Annotated in this window: 18 protein-coding genes and 1 pseudogene; 7 read left to right on the top strand and 12 right to left on the bottom strand. The window is 38.3% G+C overall.

Annotation, left to right across the window (positions count from 1 at the left end; translation table 11 throughout):
• Positions 1-6: 6 nt before the first annotated feature.
• From H5160_RS16445 to H5160_RS16430, 4 genes are all read right to left on the bottom strand, one after another.
• Entirely contained in the window at positions 7-687 is a 681-nt protein-coding gene (locus H5160_RS16445) for a ChrR family anti-sigma-E factor (RefSeq protein ID WP_002962459.1), read from the bottom strand.
• Complete coding sequence (locus H5160_RS16440; protein ID WP_002962457.1) at positions 680-1303, bottom strand: sigma-70 family RNA polymerase sigma factor; 624 nt, start codon at positions 1301-1303, stop codon at positions 680-682. The genes H5160_RS16445 and H5160_RS16440 overlap by 8 nt, the downstream gene beginning before the upstream one ends.
• A 68-nt stretch (positions 1304-1371) precedes the next feature.
• Positions 1372-1950, bottom strand: a complete 579-nt coding sequence (locus H5160_RS16435; protein WP_024596915.1) for an LON peptidase substrate-binding domain-containing protein — start codon at positions 1948-1950, stop codon at positions 1372-1374.
• Between the two features lie 235 nt (positions 1951-2185).
• Positions 2186-2458 carry a hypothetical protein gene (locus tag H5160_RS16430; protein ID WP_182738032.1) on the bottom strand — a complete coding sequence of 91 codons (273 nt, stop codon included), beginning with the start codon at positions 2456-2458 and terminating at the stop codon, positions 2186-2188.
• Positions 2459-2757: 299 nt separating this feature from the next.
• On the opposite strand from H5160_RS16430, the gene H5160_RS16425 reads away from it, so the two are divergent.
• On the top strand, positions 2758-4449 hold the full coding sequence (locus H5160_RS16425; RefSeq protein WP_182738031.1) for an alkaline phosphatase: 1692 nt from the start codon (positions 2758-2760) through the stop codon (positions 4447-4449).
• Positions 4450-4515: 66 nt separating this feature from the next.
• On the opposite strand, the pseudogene H5160_RS20595 reads toward H5160_RS16425, so the two are convergent.
• Positions 4516-5993, bottom strand: a pseudogene (locus H5160_RS20595) (cellulase family glycosylhydrolase).
• 285 nt (positions 5994-6278) lie between these two features.
• Positions 6279-6629 carry a hypothetical protein gene (locus H5160_RS16415; RefSeq protein ID WP_182692446.1) on the bottom strand — a complete coding sequence of 117 codons (351 nt, stop codon included), beginning with the start codon at positions 6627-6629 and terminating at the stop codon, positions 6279-6281.
• A 185-nt stretch (positions 6630-6814) separates the two neighbouring features.
• On the opposite strand from H5160_RS16415, the gene H5160_RS16410 reads away from it, so the two are divergent.
• Positions 6815-7444, top strand: coding sequence for a hemolysin III family protein (locus tag H5160_RS16410; protein ID WP_182738029.1), 630 nt, complete (start codon positions 6815-6817; stop codon positions 7442-7444).
• Between the two features lie 142 nt (positions 7445-7586).
• On the opposite strand, the gene H5160_RS16405 is transcribed toward H5160_RS16410, so the two are convergent.
• The 3 genes from H5160_RS16405 to H5160_RS16395 form a co-directional block, all read right to left on the bottom strand.
• Positions 7587-8159 carry a hypothetical protein gene (locus H5160_RS16405; RefSeq protein ID WP_182738024.1) on the bottom strand — a complete coding sequence of 191 codons (573 nt, stop codon included), beginning with the start codon at positions 8157-8159 and terminating at the stop codon, positions 7587-7589.
• A gap of 108 nt (positions 8160-8267) precedes the next feature.
• Positions 8268-9056, bottom strand: coding sequence for a DUF5677 domain-containing protein (locus H5160_RS16400; RefSeq protein ID WP_220491174.1), 789 nt, complete (start codon positions 9054-9056; stop codon positions 8268-8270).
• A gap of 349 nt (positions 9057-9405) precedes the next feature.
• Positions 9406-10785, bottom strand: a complete 1380-nt coding sequence (locus tag H5160_RS16395) for a metallophosphoesterase (RefSeq protein WP_182738023.1) — start codon at positions 10783-10785, stop codon at positions 9406-9408.
• A gap of 499 nt (positions 10786-11284) precedes the next feature.
• Here H5160_RS16395 and H5160_RS16390 point away from each other — a divergent pair, with 499 nt between their 5' ends.
• The 3 genes from H5160_RS16390 to H5160_RS16380 all read left to right on the top strand — a co-directional run bounded on the left by H5160_RS16390 (position 11285) and on the right by H5160_RS16380 (position 15854).
• Positions 11285-12850, top strand: a complete 1566-nt coding sequence (locus H5160_RS16390) for an ATP-dependent endonuclease (protein ID WP_182738022.1) — start codon at positions 11285-11287, stop codon at positions 12848-12850.
• Positions 12835-13857: an AAA family ATPase gene (locus H5160_RS16385; protein WP_182738021.1), complete on the top strand. Its 1023-nt coding sequence runs from the start codon at positions 12835-12837 to the stop codon at positions 13855-13857. Before H5160_RS16390 ends, H5160_RS16385 begins: the two co-directional genes overlap by 16 nt.
• 1097 nt (positions 13858-14954) lie before the next feature.
• Positions 14955-15854 carry an SDR family oxidoreductase gene (locus H5160_RS16380; protein WP_182738020.1) on the top strand — a complete coding sequence of 300 codons (900 nt, stop codon included), beginning with the start codon at positions 14955-14957 and terminating at the stop codon, positions 15852-15854.
• Between the two features lie 270 nt (positions 15855-16124).
• Here H5160_RS16380 and H5160_RS16375 read toward each other — a convergent pair whose 3' ends face one another.
• The 3 genes from H5160_RS16375 to H5160_RS16365 form a co-directional block, all read right to left on the bottom strand.
• Positions 16125-16676, bottom strand: coding sequence for a hypothetical protein (locus tag H5160_RS16375; protein ID WP_029753163.1), 552 nt, complete (start codon positions 16674-16676; stop codon positions 16125-16127).
• 552 nt (positions 16677-17228) lie between these two features.
• The gene (locus H5160_RS16370; RefSeq protein ID WP_182694914.1) at positions 17229-17540 is read right to left on the bottom strand and encodes an MGMT family protein; all 312 of its coding nucleotides are present in this window, start codon (positions 17538-17540) and stop codon (positions 17229-17231) included.
• Positions 17530-18426, bottom strand: coding sequence for a LysR family transcriptional regulator (locus H5160_RS16365; protein WP_182738019.1), 897 nt, complete (start codon positions 18424-18426; stop codon positions 17530-17532). Before H5160_RS16365 ends, H5160_RS16370 begins: the two co-directional genes overlap by 11 nt.
• Positions 18427-18548: 122 nt before the next feature.
• Here H5160_RS16365 and H5160_RS16360 point away from each other — a divergent pair, with 122 nt between their 5' ends.
• Together H5160_RS16360 and H5160_RS16355 are read left to right on the top strand one after the other, a co-directional pair.
• Positions 18549-19631: an efflux RND transporter periplasmic adaptor subunit gene (locus tag H5160_RS16360; protein ID WP_170071433.1), complete on the top strand. Its 1083-nt coding sequence runs from the start codon at positions 18549-18551 to the stop codon at positions 19629-19631.
• Between the two features lie 2 nt (positions 19632-19633).
• The gene (locus tag H5160_RS16355; protein ID WP_182738018.1) at positions 19634-22702 is read left to right on the top strand and encodes an efflux RND transporter permease subunit; all 3069 of its coding nucleotides are present in this window, start codon (positions 19634-19636) and stop codon (positions 22700-22702) included.
• Positions 22703-22794 lie beyond the last annotated feature (92 nt).

Below are 22794 nucleotides of genomic sequence, written 5' to 3'. Positions count from 1 at the left end.
ATTCTCTTAGTAAATCAAATTACCTATTGGATTTAGTAACTTGCTGAAGCCCTTATTAAAATGTAGCGCACTACTGACAACTGTAAAGCACAAACAACCATCTTTTGTTAAAGGAGTATGTTGGTGGCTACCATCTTGCCATATAAAGTCACCTGGTACATATTTTCCTTCTTCATCACTAAACTCGCCATCTAGGAGTAAAGTAACTTCAAAGCCAGTGTGCGTGTGTTCTGGTATTTCACCACCAGCATCAATATGTAACAAACTAGAGCGTAACGGGCCATCATCAAGTGCAATACGCGATCTCGCAAGCTTACCCACTTGGGTAAATTTACTGTGAGAAATACGCGTTAGCGCACGTGGAAGCTGATAGTTATGCTCATTAACTTTAATAGAAACAGGCTCTACTTCATAAACTTCGTCAATAGAATCATCAGACGTGATCATATCAAGCACATTCAATTCAAATTCTTCAAGTAACTCAGGTTGCTCAGCTTGAGGTTTCTCATACTGCGCTGGCTCTTCGCTAAATAATGCGTTTGCGTTACTTGCCTCAATTTTAGCTACTTTAGCTTGGCACACAGGGCACATATCTACATGTATAGAAACGGCTAAACTCAATGATGTAGCAAGTGATGCATCGCAATACTGTGTCAGTAAAGTTTCACTCGGGTGATGTTTAATCATGCTGATCTCCCATTTCATTACGTAATTTTTGCAAGGCCAAACGTAATCGTGATTTTACCGTGCCTACTGGAATATTAAGTTGATGTGCAAGTTGCTCTTGCGACATGTCTTGAAAATAAACGCCTCTTACCACTTCGCGTTGAGCAATAGGTAATTTGTCTAAATAACGTTTAATTTGTTTATCTTCTAAATGATCACTGTATTCGTGATGTGTATCTTGTGATTCGTTTAATAACGGCCAAATATCTTCGCTTATATTTTCTTCTTTATTACTTTTCATTTTACGAAGCATATCGAATGAAGCGTTACGCATAACGGTATAAACCCAAGTAGTAGCCGCACCTTTATCACTGTGATACAAATGTGCTTTACGCCAAACAGATGTTAACGTCTCTTGCACAAGCTCCATTGCTTGAGCTTCAACACCAAATTGCTTAATTCCAAAGCGTTTAATTTTTGGCGCAAAGTATTCAAATAAATAGGAAAATGCTTTTTTATCGCGTGACTGTGCAACATCTATAAGCGCTTGCATGAGTTCTTTACTCGGCGTTTCTGGCATGGCAGTGTACTTACCTGTATTAGGTTCACAACGTGGTGATTGTTGTTGACTTACCATAATAATTTATCCCGTTATTGCTTTTGTATTAAGTAATACGGGCAATAATTAATTTAGGATCATAAAATTTAGGCAAATTCGTTATTAATCACAGTATGGAGGAAATTCAGTAAGTTATCAAAGTTCGTTTCAAACGCAAGTTGCTGTTTTTTCTCAATAGAAATAGGTAGGAGCTCAAGCCAACGGGCTGCAATCCAAGGCAGTTTGTCAAAGTGAGTTTTTTTGTACAGTAAATTAAGTTCCGGATTACTTTTAAACACGTTTAAAAGCGCATCATGCAATAAGTCATGTTCGCCAACTGAGTTGTTAGAATCCTTATACCAATATGGCGTATTACAAGAAGACACCAAACCATGTCGCAGTTCGTCCTCGTCTTGATAAACGTCATTTATTTGAACGCTTTGAGAAGCAAACACATCGATTAATAATACATCGTTGTCGTCTTGGTCAAAATCAATAATATCAACAAGGCAACCTTGCGCGCTTATATTAAATGGCGTGTCGTGCTCAAATGTACAAAGCACAAACCCTGTATTGTTTTTTAATGCGGTTTTAACCATATTTAAATAGCGAGGCTCAAATATGCGTAATCGCGTATAGCCTTCAGGTAACATAAAAATGGGTAATGGAAAAATCGCACGTTTCATAAAGTCTACTTCTTTCAAACACTCTGCCTTTATTTACGTGCGCTTTTGCTAAGTCGATCAGCTTTGTATGAATCGAATTAATTACCAGCTATATAATTGGCTAAAGATTAAACCAACCTCCCATAGCTTTAAACACTTGAACCGAGTAATAAGCGCTAATCATACTGACTACGGGTGCTAACATTAATGCAAATAATCCAAGTTCACTGCTCATCGTTTTAATCCTTTAAATAATTTATTTTACGTTTTTTATACTAGTGTCAGTATTTTTAAGCGTTGTGCTATGTGTTAAAACGGGCTCATCTAATAAACCCTCTAAAACAGTTTTAGCATCAAAATAAAGCGTTTCCTTTAGTGATTTTTCAAGCTCGATTGTGGTTTGCTTTACGTAGCTTGCTACACTTTGAGTTAATATATCAGTTACATCTAGGTCCACTTCTGTTGCATGTACTTGCGCAGAACATAATACTAATAAACTTGCCATAGCGATTTTAATTGAATGTTTCATAATGGTATTCCTTGTTTGTGTATTGTTTAGACGTAGTTACATACTCAAGGGTTGTGCCAACATAAAAATAAATCGTAAGCAACTGTAATTAAACAATTTTACATGCATCTCTTTAATTTAAAAAATTCATACCTTGTTAATTTAACCATTTAATTTAATTTTTTTGACTACTTTTTAGTTAATAAATAAAAGGGTTTAAATGTATTAATACCGTCACACTAAATACATTTAGCGTTTATAAAAACGTCATATCTACCCGCTAAAGTGCACACCACTATAAATAATTCAAAAAGTGCAGTATGACCCTTTCATCACGTCGAAATTTCTTAAAAACCTCAGCAGCAAGCATATTTACCGTCGCAGTATCGAGTGCCATTACAGGTTGTGCTCAAACATTAACAAACAAACCACTATCGGCTATTGAATTTAAACACGGTGTAGCCAGTGGCGATCCGCTCAGTAATGCTTTAATAATTTGGACACGTGCAACTACTTCTCAATCAAATTTTGAAGTTACTGCTGCTTGGGAACTGGCAAGTGACTCTCAATTTAAAAACATCATCCGCAGCGGGCGCGAACAAACAGATAAAAGCAGAGACTTTACAATAAAAATAGATGTGCAAGAACTTGCTCCAAACACAGAGTACTTTTATCGGTTTATGGGTTTAAATACACAAAGCCCAATTGGCCGTGCTAAAACACTACCAATAAATAACATTGAACAAGTAAAAATGGCTGTTGTGTCGTGCTCAAACTATCCTGCTGGGTACTTTAATGCCTACACCGATGCCGCTAAACAAAAAGATTTAGATGTGGTACTGCATTTAGGAGATTACATTTACGAATACCCAATGGGCGGATACGCTACCGAAAATGCTGAAAAAATTGGCCGCCAATTAGCAGCCGATAACAGTGGTGAAATTATTACCCTTAGCGACTATCGTAAGCGCTATGCTATTTACAGAACAGACCAAGGCCTTCAAGCTCTTCACGCTGCAGCGCCTTTTATTGCAATATGGGATGATCACGAAGTTACCAACGATACCTATAAAAGTGGTGCTGAAAATCATACCCCTGATGAAGGTGACTTTTTTAAGCGCCGTGCAGCAGCTATTCAAGCCTATTACGAATGGCTGCCAATTAGACCGCCTATGGGCGAACAAAGCCCGCAAATATACCGCACCTTCGATTTTGGTAATTTAATAAGCTTGCACATGCTAGATACGCGCGTAATAGCACGCGATAAACAACTCGCTTACAGCGACTATAAAAACCTAGAGACCAAACAAATGGATGTTGCGCGCTTTGCCAGTGATTTAAATAATCCAAGTAGGCAGTTACTAGGTAACACACAACTAAACTGGCTCACGAGTGCAATAACTAAATCAAATGCAAAATGGCAAGTATTGGGCCAGCAAGTATTGATGACTAAAATGTGGCTACCTACTGAAATATTCTCGCAATCCGATCGCACTAAAATACCTCAGGTGTTAAAAGAGCTTGTTGCCATTAAAAAAGCCGTGTTAGCTAATAAAGCGGTAACACCTGAGCAACTCGCACGCGTAAATACTTTAAAGCCTTACAATTTAGATGCGTGGGATGGTTACCCAAGCGAGCGCGAAGCATTATACAAAAGCGTTACCGCATTAAATAAAAAGTTAGTCGTGGTTGCAGGTGATACGCACAATGCGTGGCATGGCACATTAAAAAATGCAAAAGGCGAAAGCATAGGAGTAGAATTTGCAACGCCTGGTGTTACATCCCCGGGTATGGAGCATTATTTAGCGCTTAATACAGCACAAGCAAAGCAAATGGCTGACTCGCTTTCATTGTTAATAAACGACTTAAACTATTGTGACTTATCACACCGTGGATATATGTTAGTGACTATTACTAAAGAGCAAATCACAACCGATTGGCGCTATATAGATAACATAAACTCCCCTAGCTACAACATCATTAATCAACACCAAAGTGTTTATAAAGGCTAATACTTTTAAAAAGAAGGTAAATGTATTTGTATTATTTACCTTCTTCGCATATTTTATTTAACGCGTTTAACTACAGCTATAGATAAGCGTCCACGAAGCATCACTTCCTGGAATGCTGTTTGTATACCAATTTGCGCTGTATGCATTACCTTGATATTGCATTTTATCGTCTGTGTTATTGTGAGTAAACGCACCGGCCGAATAATCTTCTTTTACCCAATTAGGATATGTATTAATACCATTACAATCTGTTGAACTTACAACACTGCATCCGTTTGTATCAACACTTGTACCAGCGGGTGTATCTGGGCACTGATCAATATCATCATTCACACCATCGTTATCCGCATCGCTGTGTGGTTCAACTACTTCAACAACGCAACCTACATTATTAACAGTTTCACCTACAGGTGTATTAGGGCATTGATCAACACTATCGCTAATACCATCGCCATCGCTGTCAGTTACTTCACAACCAATACTGTCAACCGTTGTACCTGCGGGAGTGTTATCGCACTGATCGTTACTATCACTTATACCATCGCCATCAGAGTCTAAAGCAACCGTACTACCACCCCAACCTTGAATGATCTCTTTAACTTTAGTGCCTGACGCGATTAATGAATTCCAACTACCACCTGGCGTAAATAACGATGCACCTTCGTTTTTATCGTTTAAAGCCCAGTTAGCGTGGCTAATATTGTTTGTTTTAAAAATGCCATCCATGCATCGGTTTCATTAATATTAACACCACCATTGCCATCAGCATTAACTGTTCCCCACTCTGTGGCGAATAGTGCAATACCGTTATCGAGTGCAGTTTGTGCTTTATTTCGATACGATTGGCCATGCGTGCCAGCATAAAAATGCAGAGTGTAAGCAATATTGGCGCGATCTATCGGGTTTTGTGATGCCACATCCACATCTTGTGACCACGTAGGCGTACCAACCACAATTAAGTTATCAGGGTCGATTGCTCTAATTTTATCAATAACTGTTTCTGCGTAAGGCTTAATATCGTTAACCCACGAGATTTGTAACGGCTCATTATAAATTTCATAAATAACATTGTCGTACTGCCCATATTTGGTAGCTACGTCTTCAAAAAAGCGAATTGCAGTTGCTTGATAGGTATGTGCTTCATGGCTATGAAAATCAATAATAACGTACATATCTTCGCTAATAGCTGCGTTTACAACAGTATCAAGACGGCTCATATTGCCCTCCCAATCAAAGTTCAAACTACCACCGGTACTCGTACCATGGCCAATAGCTGCACGAATTAATGTTGCATTAAATTCAGTTTTTGCCTTTGCTACTGTTTCTGCTGTGTAAAATTTTTCAGCGCCCCACCCCGTATTACTCCAAAATAGGCTAGGTCCTGCAAAGCTTGTGTTTTCTCCACCTGCAAGAATTTGATTCCCACTCACCGTTAACTTCTCAACAGCGGCATTGGCCATGGTTGAGCACCCTAATAATAAAGCTAACGATAAGCTCGCCACTTTAAAATCCTTTCTTTTATGATTATTTGAACTGTTATTCATCGTATTTCCTTAAATTGAAATTATCAGTCGTCATTGCTTGATGTAATAAATTGACACAAAACCAATACTTAACAGTTAAACAAAGTTAATTTGGCGAGGTTTGAGGATTTTACTGGGTATATACAGGTATTTACACGATGTTTACATGGTGCAGGCAAAAATCTCGGTTACAAAAAATATGTATAAAAATGGAAAAAGCGGTAATAATTATTACCGCCATCAATAATAGCTAAATATCAGAGTAAATATTAATAAGCCAACCAAACCGAGTTCTGATTAACTGGCTTATTTTTTAGTAGGCAGCGCTTTTCTGCCCAAACGATATGCATCCAGCATACTCAGCACCCAAATTATAATCATTAAAGGTACATACTTATATTCAGCGAGTTGAGCGCAGGCGTCAGAAGGTTGTTGCGCGGCTTTTAAAATGGCCGTAACCGACATGGGTATTTTTCCGTTTACAATTTCATTTGCAGTACACTGTGCAATCGCAAATATATCTTGAAAGGTTAAAATTAAAAGAACAGAGAATACACCCGCAAAAATAGCGCCTATAAGGTGTTTTTTTAAAGAAAAATGCCCCGCTCCAGGATAAACAATGGCGGTAAGTAAAGCAGCTTTTAGATCTTGTTTCATGGTTATTTCAGCTCGTAATATGTATTACACTAGACACCAACATAGTGAATTAATTCTCTTTAAAATCAAGTAAAAGCTAAAGTAGCGTATCAAATAAAGTTATTTAGAATTACTCACAGCTAAGATTGAAACTTTCAGCGTACAGTTGTACACTGAAATTAATTCCAATAGTGGTAGGAACAGTTATGTCGTTAGAAGCGCCTTATTCCCGTAAAGAAGAGAAATTAAACGTAATCAGCCATGCACTCGGTATTATATTTGCCGCGTGTGTTATGTGGGATTTATTTAGCCAAGCCACCAGCACTAAAGCGTATGTTAGTACTGCAATTTATGGCAGCAGCTTATTTGTGCTGTTTTTGTCATCCACTTTGTACCACGCGAGTATTCAACCGCGCTTAAGAGCCTTTTATAAAAAGTGCGATCACTGCGCCATATACTTATTAATTGCTGGCACCTACACTCCCTTTTTATTAATCTCATTAACCGGTGCTTGGTCATGGGCAACACTTACATTTATTTGGAGTGTTGCACTGGCGGGCGTTGCGTACAAAGTATTTGTAAAAAACGGTAATAAAAAAATATCACTCGCCACCTACTTACTCATGGGCTGGTTTGCACTGGCTATTGTATATCCGCTTTATTCAAGTGTTGATGTAAAAGCACTTTACTGGCTACTTGCCGGCGGCATTTTTTATAGTTTAGGTACATTATTTTACAGCGCTAAAAGCACCCAATTTAGCCACGCTATTTGGCACTTATTTGTTATTGCTGGGTGTGTTTGCCATTATATTTCAATTAGCCATTACGTTTATTGAGCTTGTATAGCCAATTAGAATGGTCTGGTTTGAGCGATAAGCGGACTGTCGGGTCAACTCGTTTTTGGACAAAAATGAGTTAAAGCCGCAGGACGGCTCTGTGCCATAAGCGGACGGTCGTAACCTTGGTTTCTTGTTAGTTTTAAATAAAATGCCAAACTATATATCCGCCTAAAATGAAGGCACCAAAAAATATACTTAACGCAAAACGCTTCGCCCATACAAAAGCAGGTTCTCCCTTTTTAACCCTATCCCATTGTTGTTTTAATAACTTCTGCGAGTCTTCGCGAACTAAATCTACTTTTTCATTAATATCACCCCATTTTGCACTTAGAGTGTATGATTTTATTTCATCTAAATGCTTAACTAATGCAATGATATTTATATTTTTATCATCAGGATTCAACTTTAAAAATATCTTAGTTAAAGAAGAGGATACTGCTGCTTGGCAATCTTTAATTTCACTAGCAGTAAATACTAAATTAGCATTGGCAACCCTAGCTGAATGATCTCTCTGCTTCATGTCAACCAAGACAACGATGTTTCCAAGAAAATCAGAAATATCATCTCTTAATGATTCAATCCATTTTTGACGAAACTCAGAAACTTTTTGCTCTTTAGACAAAATAAGAGATATAAACGAAAAAACTCCAGCTATTGCGGAAGCAATTATTACTCCTGCCGGAATTAAAGTATTCACGGGGATTTCAGGCATAATCATCCTTAAAACTAACGCCCATATTAACGGACAAAAATTAGTTTGCTAAAATGGTGATAACAGTGAACAAAAGCAGACTGTTTTTTGTCCCTATTAAATTGTTTATTAGACATTTTCGGCACACAAAGTTGATTGTTCACCAAATTTATTAGCTATTTTAATAAAAGTAACACCATAATTTTTATTACCATCATTGAGACAAAACCTTAGTTGCTCGATAAAATCCCACATGATATTCCTCCACTTGGGAGAGCTATAATTTAGTACATTTTGAATGATTAATGTTACTACCAAAATACTATCATGTAATAAAGTTATTTGATCAGGGAACTCTTCATTTGTAGGTATCCCTGTTATAGAGTGGAAATCTTGTGCCCCATCGTTAGACATAGGATGCGTGTGCATTGTTGCCATATCAAAACCATATTTATATAAGAAGTCCATTTCCATGCTTTTGGCTACATCTTCTGCTTTCGGACGTTTCCATGTGGGTTTGTTTTTTAATAGTTCTTTTACTCTAGCCTTCATTTTAGCGTTTAGTGGTGGACTAGAGTTTTGAAACCTAGTGTCACTTTTAACCAAATTCTGCTTTATAGCTTGTTGATAGATAGACCAATCATCAAATTCTTGAAATTGATTGTTCTGAGCTATGTGTTCTATATGAAAAAGCCTATCGAGTAAATTTCTGTACATAGCCCACCCATCTTGATAGTTTTTGATATCCCATTGAGCAAATATTCCCTTTAAACTCATTGATGCTTTTGCAATTGAGTTTCTCAAAATAATATCTTTAATTTCACATTCTTCTTTTGCAAATGACAGCAGGATAATTCCACAAAAACCATTTATAGATTCGTGCATCAATTTATATTCGTCATATTTTCGATATTGCAATGAAACCTCCTGAATGCCCAACAACTTTATCAGAGGACACTTTCCCTATCTTAGTGCGAAAACATCCTTATTTTGTGAACTTATATTAATAGCAAACACTATAAGTTATTGCCAACTATAAATATTACTCTTACTGCAACTTATATAAACATGTAAAAAAAGAAAGTTTCCTCTTATTCAGACTAAGTTAATGACAACTTGCCTGAGTGGCGGCTTTTCGCTCTCAGCTGAACTTCGCAAAAGTGCCATTTTGAGCCGTTCTGCTACTAGCTTATAAGTACAAAAACAGCCATTCGGTAACTTTGTCTCTAGCAGCAATTTGTTCGGCTAGTAGCTTGAGAAGCTGGAACTATTTGTATTCATTTTCTGCTGCAATATTGATCAAACATTTAACCCAGTATTCGCGTTGTTCTTCTTTTTTAGCTAGGTATGCATCAATATTTTTTCTGCTTTCTTTGGTATCGTATCCTTTTTTTCGATAGGCTTTTGTTAACCCTAATATCCTTTCTACTACTTCGGGAGCTTGATTGAAATTAACGTAGAGCTTATTTTTACATGCTGATAGTTCTTCAATTGTCATAGATTCAACTTTATCCATTAAAACGCTATCTGCACTAATATTAACGATTGCTGCATGAGGCTTATAATCAGTGGTGGAACCAACGTTTAAGTGCTGAACAGTCTTATAGCCCTCAGACGATGAACCGTAATTTATAGCTTCACCTCCTGAGTTGATAAGTGGTGTATGCGTATGTGCAGAAAGCCATAGGTTATAGCCACTTTTAGTCATTAAATCTCCCGGTCTACTTACATAAAGCCCTGTCCACCCCAAATTCGTAACAGGATAATGAGAAGAAATTATTCTTATTGAGTCTGAATTATTGAATTGCTTTTCGAACCAATAAGTTTGACCTTGGTTCCAAGATACTGATCCTCGAAGACCAAAGAATGCAAAGTACTCCGATAGTTCAGGCAAAACTTTGACGTCTGAGTAATCTGAGGAATCAACAAGCAAAAATTGTACATTTGATTCATTCGATGAAAGCACAACCAGACCTGCGTAGTAGCATCCATTTACTTGCTGTTCCTCTTCGCTAACGGATTCGCAGCTTTCTAAAACTCCTGAATCCTTGTCCGTCAACACATCAACAAATGACGATATTCTAAATTTACTTTTATTATTAATAATTTTACTAGACTCTAAATTGTAGTCGGAGAACAATTTTGCCAGAGTGCTTTTAGTAAAATATGGCTGATCTCCACATGCTTGGTTTCTAGCTGTAACGTCAGATTGATTGCCTGTAGCTAGATAGTCATGATTACCAACTGTCAGAAATACTGGAATCTTGTTCTGTTTCCTGAATGAGCTCATCACATTCATAAAACTAAGTATTTCGTCCTCACAACCACTATTAGCTGCATCCCCAAGATACAAAATAATATCAGGCGAATTTTTCGCTAATGATTTCAGCATATATTCAAGGTGTTCAGCCGCCAAATGCTCCTGAGCACTCGTCCTAATAGCTACATTTACTAAAGCGTCAGTACGCATATTTCTGAATAAATAACCATTTGATCTATTTTTCGTAGTTATTTGTGTGTCTGCAATTATTCCCACATGTAAGTTTATCTCCTGACCCGGCATGGGCATAGGTATCTGTGTACGGCTCACACAACCAGAAAAAAACAATACTGACAAAATGCTATATAAATATTTAAATCTGCCCATTTTACTTCCTTATATCTTGAACTATTTTATACCCTAATAATTTAATAGTGCTCAAATCGAGCATACTTCTGATTTGCACATCAGTTTAAAGCTTAGTAACTTATTTCTAGATAGGAAAATATTTATTGATTTTCGCAGTGGTCTCTGCGGGACATATATCCGTAAATTGCTCACTTTCCTTAATCTAAGGGAAGGATTGTGCTTTTTGTTAAAAACAAACTGAATACAAAAAAATTTTAATAACCGCGCCTCGGTCAAAGCCGACCTTAGAGTTTTTTAAGTTAAATCACTTTGAGGCAAAGGCGAGTTATGTTCATAACCCGTCGAAGGACAAAAACGTTTCAGAGCCGACAAGTAGCTCCGTGCTAAAAAATAAACATTATGATGTAATTCGTTTTTAGCTCTTCGTGCAATAGGTAATTCAGCGGAAGATCACTTATAACTTTGAGTAATGTATAGTATTCTGGTTAAAAAATATTCATGGCAGGTGATTATTACAATGACGTATATTTTGAAAACAAAAATAAAAAACTTTAAAAAATTCAGGGAGTATGAGGTTCAATTTGACCCCAAAAGAAATATTCTAATTGGGGATAATGAAGCAGGAAAGAGCACTATATTGACGGCTATTGAACTTGTATTGAGTGGCAGCAGAAGTAAGGTAGATAGCTTGGGTATCGAAGCTTTGCTTAATGTTAGTGTTGTTTCTGAATTTCTAGCGGGTGAGAAGAGTATAGACCGCCTTCCGAGTCTTCATATTGAATTATTTCTAAATGAAACAGATAGCCCAGATCTCAACGGTAGAAACAACAGTGATGGAATTTATGCTGACGGGCTTCAATTGATCTGTGAACCGAACGAAGAGTTAAGCGCGGAGATACGGCAAGTTTTGGATACTGAAGGTGATAACTTTCCTTTCGAATTTTACGTTGCCAAGTTTATTACGTTCAATGGGGATGCATACTCCAGTTATCGGAAGTTTTTGCGCTTTTTGTCTATTGATAGCACTCAAATTAACAACGAGTACGCAAACAGTCAGTATGTAAAAGCCATGTATGAAGCGACCGTAGAGCAACCTGTCCGTTATAGTCTAATGAATGAATATAGACAGCAAAAAAGTGCCTTCAGGGATACCCAGCTAAATGTGATTAATGATGACTTAGAAGGCTACGATTTTGCTATCCGCTCTGGCTCAAAGTTCAATTTGGAAACTGATCTAACACTAACAGAGGAAGGCATTCCTATTGAAAATCGTGGTAAAGGAAAGCAGTGCTTTATAAAAACAGCGTTTGCATTGAGAGAGCGTGATGAAGGCAAGAGAATCGATGTCTTGTTACTAGAAGAGCCTGAGAACCACCTTAGCCACACCAGCATGTATAAGCTAATTAGTCAGGTAGAGAAGGCTCATGATAATCAGGTGATAATTGCAACCCATAGTAGCTTAATTAGCTCTAGATTAGATTTAAGAAAGTCGATCTTACTGAATAGTGCAGCAATCAGACCTGCTTCCTTGACAGACCTCACGAGGGATACCGCTAAGTTTTTTGCGAAAGCCCCTAACCATAACATCTTAGAGCATGTCCTTTCTGAAAAAGTAATTCTTGTTGAGGGTGATGCGGAATATATTCTGATGGAGTGCTTATACGAGCGAACAAAAGGTCATGCACCAAGCGAGGATGGTGTTCATATAATCTCCGTTGGTGGTACTAGCTTTAAACGATATATGGAAGTTTCTAAGTTGTTGAATATTAGGACGGCGGTGATCCGTGATAATGACAGTGACTATCAAAAAAACTGTATAGATAATTATCATGATTATCAAGCAGATTGTATAACAGTATGCGCTGACCCAGATAACACAAGAACAACTTTTGAAATATGCATGTATCAGGATAATAAAGATATATGCGACGGCTTATTTTCAGGCGGAAGAATCCAATTAACACCTCAACAGTATATGTTGAATAACAAAACTACCGCAGCATTTAGGTTACTTGACGAGAAGGCGAATGAAATCACTGTACCTCCATACATTAGAGAGGCCATTGAATGGATAAGCGAGTAGTACTAGCAGTTGCAGGATCGGGGAAAACACAACATATAATTGATAAATTAGGTATAAATAGTCGTGCGCTGATTGTTACTTACACTGTAAATAATACTACTAATCTAAAAAAGCGTATTTTAAAAAAATTTGGAGTAATGCCTAAAGGTGTGCGTGTTTACACCTATTTTTCATTCCTAATGTCGTTCTGCGTGCGACCAATCGTTGGTAACGACGTTAAGATAAAGGGGATTAGCTATAGTGAACCGCCTAAATTTGCGAAACGCAACACTCACAGACATTACTTCAGCCAAGGATCCCGACTTTACCATAGCCGTATTGCGAAGATGATGATGGATTGTGATGGTGTGTCTGATATCTCTGAGCGTATAGAAAAGTATTTTGATTTCTTTTGCGTAGATGAAGTTCAAGATTTCGCAGCTAATGATTTCAATTTGCTTTGTCAGTTGTCGAAAATGGATGTGGAGGTATTATTCGTTGGTGACTTTTTCCAACATACTTTTGATACTAGCCGAGATGGTAATATTCAAAAAAACCTACATAACAACTATGAAGCATATCTTACCAAGCTCAAAGATTCAGGATACATAATCGACTTAGATACACTCGCTCACAGCTATAGATGTAGCCCTACAGTTTGCAGGTTTGTTACCGAGCAAATTGGCATCACAATAAACTCCCATCGACAAGATGAAGTCAATATTGCCATAATTGACGATACTGAACAAATTAAAAGATTATTCTCTGACGATTCCATCGTTAAATTGTTTTTTAAAGAAAGCTACAAGTACGTTGGAAGGTCTGACAATTGGGGAAATACAAAAGGCTTGGATGATTTTTCTGACATCTGCATAGTTCTAAATCCGACCACATTCACAGCCTATACAAAAGGACAATTGGCTACTTTGGCACCATCGACGTTGAACAAGCTATACGTAGCTTGTACAAGAGCTAAAGGTAATGTGTATTTTGTCTCACAACGATTACTAGACGGGCACAAGAAATAAGTTAGATTTTATGCCCGCTTTTAACTCAAAGCAGACCTTTAGAGCATTTACGTTAACTCCTTTTAGGACTGAAACGAGTTGATCATGAATGACTGTTCATGGCACTCTCCAGCCACTCGACACCATAAAATATTGATAATAATTGATAAGGTATTTTACTGTTTCGGATGGCGCTTCGCTTATCCGACCTACACTGGCACTGAGCCGAACTTTGGCACAGAGCCATGAGTAGCCACTCAAAACTGTAATGTAAGAAATCAAGATTCTTCCTTTTTTAATTGATTTATCTTCAACCTAGCGTCTGCGGTGTTCGTAAAACTTACCTGTAAAGTGCCCATCGCCTCATAAAAAAAGCACGCAGCACGCACAGTGATAAAAAGTAATAATATTTTGTATTAAACAAACTTACTTGACGTTTTATTGCAATTACCATGAAAACCCAGCTTATTTTTACACTAAAGAAAAGCTAACGTCGAAAAGTACAAAATTGAGTTCGAGTGCCACGCATACTTGCGATAGGTGAAAATTCTATATTTGGCTTCTATAATTTTTCGGGGGGATTAGCATATCACTTAACGACACACTTTAACGTGCTGCTATTTTCTGGCTTAATTATAAGCCCATCAGTGCAGCCATAAACGCACCTTCCCAACTTGATTGGCTTAATGAACGGTGTGTAATATTTTCGGTACTAATATCCACTTTTTACCCGTCATCCGCTCTTATATTTTCTCCAGTTTAAATATAAACACTTTAAAATAAGTAACATAGCTTAATATTTAAAAAGCACCTCTGTGGCATATCTATTGCTTTTTATAAAGAAGGCGGTGTACGTAAACGGCTAAAAATGTCAATTTTAAAGGAGAGACAGAGTGGGAGCATTACAAGCTAACTATAATATTGCTATTCGTGCTAAATCAGTTAGTCGCTCTTTAGCTTCGACATTTTACAAGCACACACGCCTCTTATATTTTTTACATCACCCAATTCACGCTAAGCAAAGAGAAGTAACAGCATTGCTGTGCTGTCTGAGATTACGCTCTTTGTAATTACATGCAATTAATCGAACTTAAACTTTACGTTGAGGAGACTTTGATATGCCAACTAATCAATTTACTATGCAAGATCCTAGAAGCCAATATCAGATGGGACTTACCGAAAAAGACAGTAATCAACCGGACCCAGGGCTAGATGAAATTTTAAAACCTAAAGCAGATCATGGCGAAGATTCCTATGAGGGCCACGAAAGGTTAAAAGGCCGTAAAGCTTTGATCACAGGCGGCGACTCTGGGATTGGAAAAGCCGTAGCCATCGCATTTGCAAGAGAAGGTGCGGAAGTTGTTATTAATTACTTACCCAGCGAAGAAACCGATGCGAAAGAAACACTCGATATACTAAAAGCCAGTGGTAACAAGGCTTGGGGTATTGCAGGTGACATATCTGATGAAGATTTCTGTAACAGCCTTGTCGCTCAAAGCGTTGAATACTTGGGGTCAATTGACATACTAGTTAATAATGCTGGTAAGCAACAATTTGTCGCCGAGTTAGAAGATTTATCTACCGAGCAATTTTGCCAAACATATGCAACAAACGTATTTGCTATGTTTTGGATAACAAAGGCCGCAGTAAAGCATATGCCACCCGGGGCAAGTATTATTAACACAACCTCTATCCAATGTTACCAGCCTTCTGCTGGACTTCTTGATTACGCATCAACTAAAGGCGCAATTACTAGCTTTACTAAAAGTTTAGCAAAAATGGTAATAGATAAAGGCATTCGGGTTAATGGTGTTGCTCCAGGGCCAATTTGGACTCCGCTACAACAAAGTGGCGGCCAACCGGCGAAAAAACTTCCCGAATTTGGTGATAACGTGCCACTAGGTAGACCAGGCCAACCTGCCGAGCTAGCCCCAACATATGTATACTTAGCTTCGCAAGAGTCAAGTTACATTACCGCTGAAATAATGGGCGTGACAGGTGGGCAACATCTACCTTAATCATCAACAGATGATTGTTAAACAACATAATAGCGGCGAGTATACGCCGCTGTTATTACCTACTCTTTTTGCATCACATCTAAACAAAATCCACTAAGTATTCGTGAAACCGTGGTTATAAACACCCTAAAAGCCTGAGTTACCCACTGCACTATTTGACTTAGTACGAGGTTGAGTGAGCCTATTTAAGCACGCATAAACAAACTGCTTAAACAACTAGAGCTGCTTAAGCAGTCAACTTAGGCTTTATGCCTATCTATCAAACTGGTTTTATGCGTTGTCTTTTTTAGCACGTATACCGCGAATGAACTCTTCTAAATAAGGCATAAACTCTAGCACGAGTGATATGAATAGCACTGTTATCAAGTAAGTTATTGGTATAGGTGACTCTTTTAATTGGAGCGTAAATTCAGGAGGAAAGCCCCCTGGAGTAAATAATGCTGTAAATTGTTCCCAGTGCCGCGCAATAATTAATACTAAAGCCAACAGCGGTATCATTTCTAAAAAGCTATGTATATGCTGCTCTATTGGCCCCACTCTACGTTTACTTACCGCGTAAGTTACATCCCACATTGCTGTAAGTTCATGAATAAAAAACAACAAGATACTAATAGCAATAATCAAACTATTAACTTCAAAAATTAAAACAAGAATTAACGGTATACCCACTTCGGCAAACATTAATAGATGAATAAACGACTCTTTTGCACCACTTGTTGTAGAAATATTACTACGTCGATGACAAAACCAATCCGCAATGCCAGCTACAAGCCAAATAGGGATCACAAAGTACATTAAAATAACTAAAGTAGGGTCAGTCATATTTGGTTAGTCCTTAAAATCAAGTTTTTAAAAATTGTCACACTCAAAACTAAATATATACGCTTGGTCATTTCGATAATTAATAACGTACCGATGAGCATAAATCGTGTTCTTCAAACACGTTCTTAGCCACCTTTATTATAGCTTTAAGAATTTTTACTTAGCTGTATATGAGATACCTATTAAAGCGAACTCTTGAACCACCACGGGTATGCTCATTATTTTCTACGACAGATTGTTACTTCAAGTGGTATGCCAAACTTTTATTTTTAGTGGATTGCATGAAAACGCAGGTATAAGTAGGTGTGGAAGAGTTTTAGACTCACCTCTTTGTATTTTTGATGGCTAGAAAGTAGAAAATATGCCCCTTTTTTGTAACTTTTTCATTTATCGATAATCTAGGTTAGTAAGGAGCTTGTATTGAAGATAAAACTAAATGCTCAAATATCAGGTTATTTATATGTATTGCTAAACTTCATAAATAAAAAAGTGGTCAACATGCTTGGTTTGGTAACAGTGCTTAAATACTATTATTAAGCCATTCCTTGTCTTCTACTGCCATCGGCACTCGCGCATATTCACTTTGTCGTTTTTAAACAATACGCCTTCTGATAATAGCTTTTCACGCTGTTCTTGGTATTTTTCGCTACCTTCAGGGAATGATATTTTACCTTGGCTATTCACCACCCTGTGCCAAGGTATAACTGAGTCGTTTGGCATCACTTTTAATAAGCGCCCCACCAAGCGTGAGTTTTGCGGATAGCCTGCAAGAGCAGCAACTTGCCCATAGCTTGCTACTTTTCCTATTGGTATGCCTGCGATAACAGTATAAATAAGTGTTTCTTTATCAATATCAGCGTTCATTTAAATACGCCTCACTAAGTACTTTAAATTGCTCCCAAATAGTACGCGCTACAGGGCCGTGGTGCATTGCATGCTGCCTAAAGGCTCTAATTTGCGCGCTAAACTTATGCTCTCGGTCAGTTATGTGTATTTCTTGAAGTAAGCCTGCTTTTATTTCAGTGTAGCAGTGCTCTAGGCTCATCATTGCCCAACCAGCACCTGAGAGTAAAAACGATTTTAAGGTCGATACATCATCAATTTTCATCATGGCGGAGCCTTTTGAGTACGATAGCCTGTCGCTGTCGATACTCAAGTCACTTTCAAACATGGCTAAACACGGATACGTTTGCAGTTCGTTATAGGTGAGCCTTTGAGGGAGTACGCCTTTAGCGCTCACAATGCCAATAGCAAGCTTGCCAATTGGTACGCTTTCTAAATCGCCTGTTGCATGAAATAAGTCAAACCACGGGCCAATGCCTAATTCGGCTTGCCCACTGTTTACTTGCTCTAATGAGATAAAGCGTTTTCCGCTTGTTAAGCTAAATTCGGTGCTAGTAAACAACCTAAAAGTATTACTTATGATCTCGTTGTAACTTTGCATATGGCACAGTTGTTCGTAACAAATTCTAAATTGAGGCTCATTGCCTAATGCTAATTCTTCAGCAAGTTGTGCCAGCTCGTCGTTGGCATGCAGGAGTTGCTTCGCTTCGCGGTGAAAAATTCGCCCTTTTTCAGTAAGCTGTAATCGGTACTTACTTCTGTCTAGTAACTCAAATCCTATTTTGGCTTCTAAGTTTTTAATGGCGAGTGTAAGCGCTGGCTGCGTTTTATGTAGCTTTAGTGCTGCCCCGCTTAAGCTTGCGCTTTGCACTATGGCATCTAAAATTATTAATTGATTCAGCTTCATATAGCACTCTGCAACATTATAAGTAAAACTTATTGAGTTTCTAAAATTTAATGATTTTTATTTTATATGTTTGCAGCGTATGCTGCACTTAATTATTTTGCCATCATTGCAACGGAGAAGACATGAAACTCTTTCGTCTATGTTTATTAACAACGACCTTACTTAGCTTAATAGCCTGTTCTGAGCCAGAACAACAAGTTAAAGAAGAGCCTATTCGCCCTGTTAAATTATTCAACATAGGTCATGATACGCAAACTAACATTCGCAGCTTTCCTGCTGAGGTTGTTGCAAACCAAGGCTCTTACCTAGCTTTTAGGGTAAACGGCGAACTTGTTAAGTTCCCTGTGCTTGCTGGTGAACACGTTGAAAAAGGTGATTTATTAGCAAAACTAGACCCAGAAGATTTTCAGTTACAGTTTGACGAACGTAAAGCACGCTTTGAGCTGGCAAAGTCACAACTTGGCCGTATTGAGCAATTGTTTGAGAAAAAAATCACCAGCCAATCAGAATTAGATGAAGCCACTGCTAATATGCAAATTGCCGAATCTGCATTTAAAATTGCACAAACAAACCTTGAGTACAGCGAGCTGCGCGCGCCATTTTCAGGCACGGTCGCAAAAGTATTTGTTAAAAACTTTGAAAATATTCAAGCAAAACAAAATATATTACGCTTAGAAACACGCGATTTAATGGACGTAGAAATTCAGGTTCCTGAAAAAATAGTCGCTCGCTTTAAAAAAGGCACTGATTACCACCCTACTGTAAAGTTTGATGGCTTTGACGATAAAGAGTACATACTTGATATTAAAGAGTGGGATACCCAAGCAGATCCTGCAACACTTACTTATAAGGTTGTATTTTCGCTACCAGTACCTGAGGACTTTAATTTACTCGCAGGTATGACAGGTAGCGTGCTTATTGATTTAAGTAAAGTAACGCGCTCGCAAGTTGCTTACACAATACTACCTATCGAGTCGGTGTTTTCTGAGCCGCAAGAATCAATTGAAGATAACGCCTACGTATGGCTTTTTGATTCAAAAACTAGCCAAGTGCATAAACAAGCTGTAAAGGTTGGCCAGTTGCACCGCGATGGTATTGAAGTATTAAGCGGTATTAAAGAAGGCCAAATTGTAGTTTCGGCCGGTGTGCATTCACTAAAAGAAGGCATGAAAGTAAGAGCATGGAATAAAGAGCGAGGCTTATAATTATGAGCTTTGCACAACTCTCCATAGAGAAAAAAGTAATCAGTTGGATGTTTACGCTGCTTCTATTAATTGGCGGTAGTGTATCGTATTTTGATTTAGGGCAACTAGAAGACCCTGAGTTTACGCTTAAAAAAGCCATGGTTATTACCATGTACCCTGGCGCTTCGCCGCAGCAAGTTGAAGAAGAAGTTACTTTTCCGATTGAAAACGCGATTCAGCAATTACCTTATGTTGATTACGTTACTTCTATTTCATCTAACGGCAAGTCGCAAATTTCGGTAGAGATGAAAAGCACTTATCGAAAAGAGCAACTTCGCCAAATTTGGGATGAAATGCGTCGTAAAATTAACGACCTCTCCCCTTCGCTTCCCAGCGGCGTTTACCCAAGTACTATTTTAGATGACTTTGCCGATGTTTACGGTGTTATGTATTCGGTAACCGGTGATGGCTACTCATATGACGAGCTTAAAGACTACGTAGACTTTTTAAAACGTGAGCTAGTCTTGGTTAAAGGCGTAAGTAAAGTAACCGTTGCGGGGCAACAACAAGCGCAAGTAATGGTTGAAGTTTCTACGCGTAAACTTGCTCAATTAGGTATTGCGCCAAGCCATATATTCCAGTTATTGCAATCGCAAAACACGGTATCTAACGCGGGTAAAATTCGTGTGGGCGATGAGTCAATTCGCTTGCACCCTACTGGCGAATTTAAAGATGTAAAAGAGCTCGAAACCTTATTAATTTCAAAATCAGGTGCCAATGAGCTTATTTACTTAGGCGATGTAGCAAAGGTTTACAGAGAGTACGCAGAAGTACCAAATAACATTATTCGTTATAACTCTCAGCAAGCTTTACTTATTGGCGTATCGTTTATGTCGGGTGTTAACGTGGTTGATGTGGGTAAAAACATAGACGAGCATTTGGCATCACTTGAATACCAACGCCCTCATGGTATTCACATAAATTCTGTATACAACCAACCACAAGAGGTTCAAAAATCGGTTGATGGTTTTATTATCAGCTTACTTGAAGCCATTGCGATTGTTATTGTTGTACTGCTGTTATTTATGGGTCTAAAAAGCGGCATTTTAATTGGTGGTATTTTGCTGCTTACCGTGCTGGGTACGTTTATATTTATGAAGTTGTTTGCTATCGACTTGCAACGTATATCGCTTGGAGCACTTATTATTGCTCTTGGTATGCTAGTTGATAACGCAATAGTCGTCACCGAAGGCATATTGATAAATCTTAAACGTGGCCAAACAAAACTAAAAGCGGCTGTTAATATTGTTGAACAAACAAAATGGCCATTACTTGGAGCTACAGTAATTGCAGTAACTGCGTTTGCGCCAATTGGTTTAAGCTCTGATGCCAGCGGTGAATTTGCCGGTAGCTTGTTTTGGGTGTTGTTTATTTCGCTTTTATTAAGCTGGATAACGGCCATAACATTAACGCCATTTTTTGCCAATTTAATGTTTAAAGAAAACGAATTTAAAAACGAAGAAGGCCAAGAAGATGAAGACCCGTATAAAGGTTTTATTTTTAATGGTTATAAAGCGACTTTAGATTTAGCGCTGCACTTTAGAAAAACCACGCTTATATTAATGGTTGTTTTGCTGTGTACTGCGGTTGTTGGTTTTGGCTCTGTAAAACAGTCGTTTTTTCCTGCCTCTAATACACCTATGTTTTATGTAGATTATTGGCAAGAGCAAGGCTCTGATATTCGCTCAACCCTTGAGGGCGTTAAAAAGCTTGAAGAGTTTTTGCAAAAAGAAGACCTTGTTGAAGAAGTAACAAGTACTACAGGCCAAGGTGCACCGCGCTTTATGCTTACCTACGCGCCTGAAAAATCATATCCCGCGTACGGGCAATTAATTATTCGTGTTGCCGACAGAGAAGCTGTAGCAACTGTAATGCAAACAGTCCGTGATTACTCAAGCAATCATGCACTCTCTGCACAGCTTAAAATTAAACCGATGGAAATTGGCCCTTCTACTGATGCAAAAATAGAAGCGCGTTTTTCGGGCCCTGATCCTGTTGTTTTAAGACAACTAGCCGCTAAAGCCGAAGAGCTGATTGGTGAAGACGAAGGTGCATATAATATTCGTGATGACTGGCGCGCACGTACCAAAATGATTCGCCCGCAGTTTAACGAGCAAAAAGCACGTCGATTAGGTATTAGTAAATCAGACTTAGATAATGTGTTGCTAACGAGCTTATCGGGTAAACAAGTGGGCGTATATCGCGATGGCACGCAGTTGCTGCCTATTATTGCTCGCTCTCCTGCTAACGAGCGCTTAAACGTAGAAAGCGTACACGACCTTCAAATATACAGCCCAGTCCTTGGTGTATTTATACCAGTGACTCAAGTTGTAGACGAATTTGATGTGCAGTGGGAAGACAGCCTAATAATGCGCCGCGATCGCAAACGAACTATTACAGTAATGGCCGATCACAATGTATTAGGGGACGAAACACCCGCTAAATTATTTGCACGTATTCGCGGCCCAATAGAGAACATGGAACTACCACGTGGTTACCAACTAGAATGGGGCGGTGAGTTTGAGTCATCAAGCAAAGCGCAAAAAGCAATATTTGGCTCATTACCACTGGGCTATTTAGCTATGTTTGCAGTAACCGTACTACTTTTCAACTCGCTCAAACAGCCACTTGTTATTTGGGCAACTGTGCCTTTGGCTATTATTGGTGTAAGTGCGGGATTGTTAGCGATGAATGCTCCGTTTAGCTTTATGGGGCTACTTGGTTTGTTAAGCTTAAGCGGTATGCTAATTAAAAACGGTATTGTATTAGTTGATCAAATAAACCTTGAATTAAGGGAAGGTAAATCGCCCTATGAAGCCGTGTTTGACTCTGGTGTGAGCCGTGTACGACCAGTTGCAATGGCAGCTATAACTACTATTTTGGGTATGATCCCGCTGTTATTTGACGTGTTTTTTCAATCAATGGCGGTAACAATTATGTTTGGTTTGGGCTTTGCTACAATTTTGACTCTAATTGTAGTGCCGGTACTGTACACCGTGATATTTAGAATTGATTACGAGCCACGTAAGTAGTTAAACATATAATTGGTTAACATTAAAAAATGCCACAGGCTCAAAATCCTGTGGCATTTTTATTTAATACCGATAAAAAAGAAAGGCTACAT

This window comes from Pseudoalteromonas sp. SG43-4, assembly GCF_014164325.1.
GTDB classification, from domain to species: domain Bacteria; phylum Pseudomonadota; class Gammaproteobacteria; order Enterobacterales; family Alteromonadaceae; genus Pseudoalteromonas; species Pseudoalteromonas distincta.
Note: the sequence above shows the minus strand (reverse complement) of the source record. Positions and strands in the feature narration are given on the sequence as shown.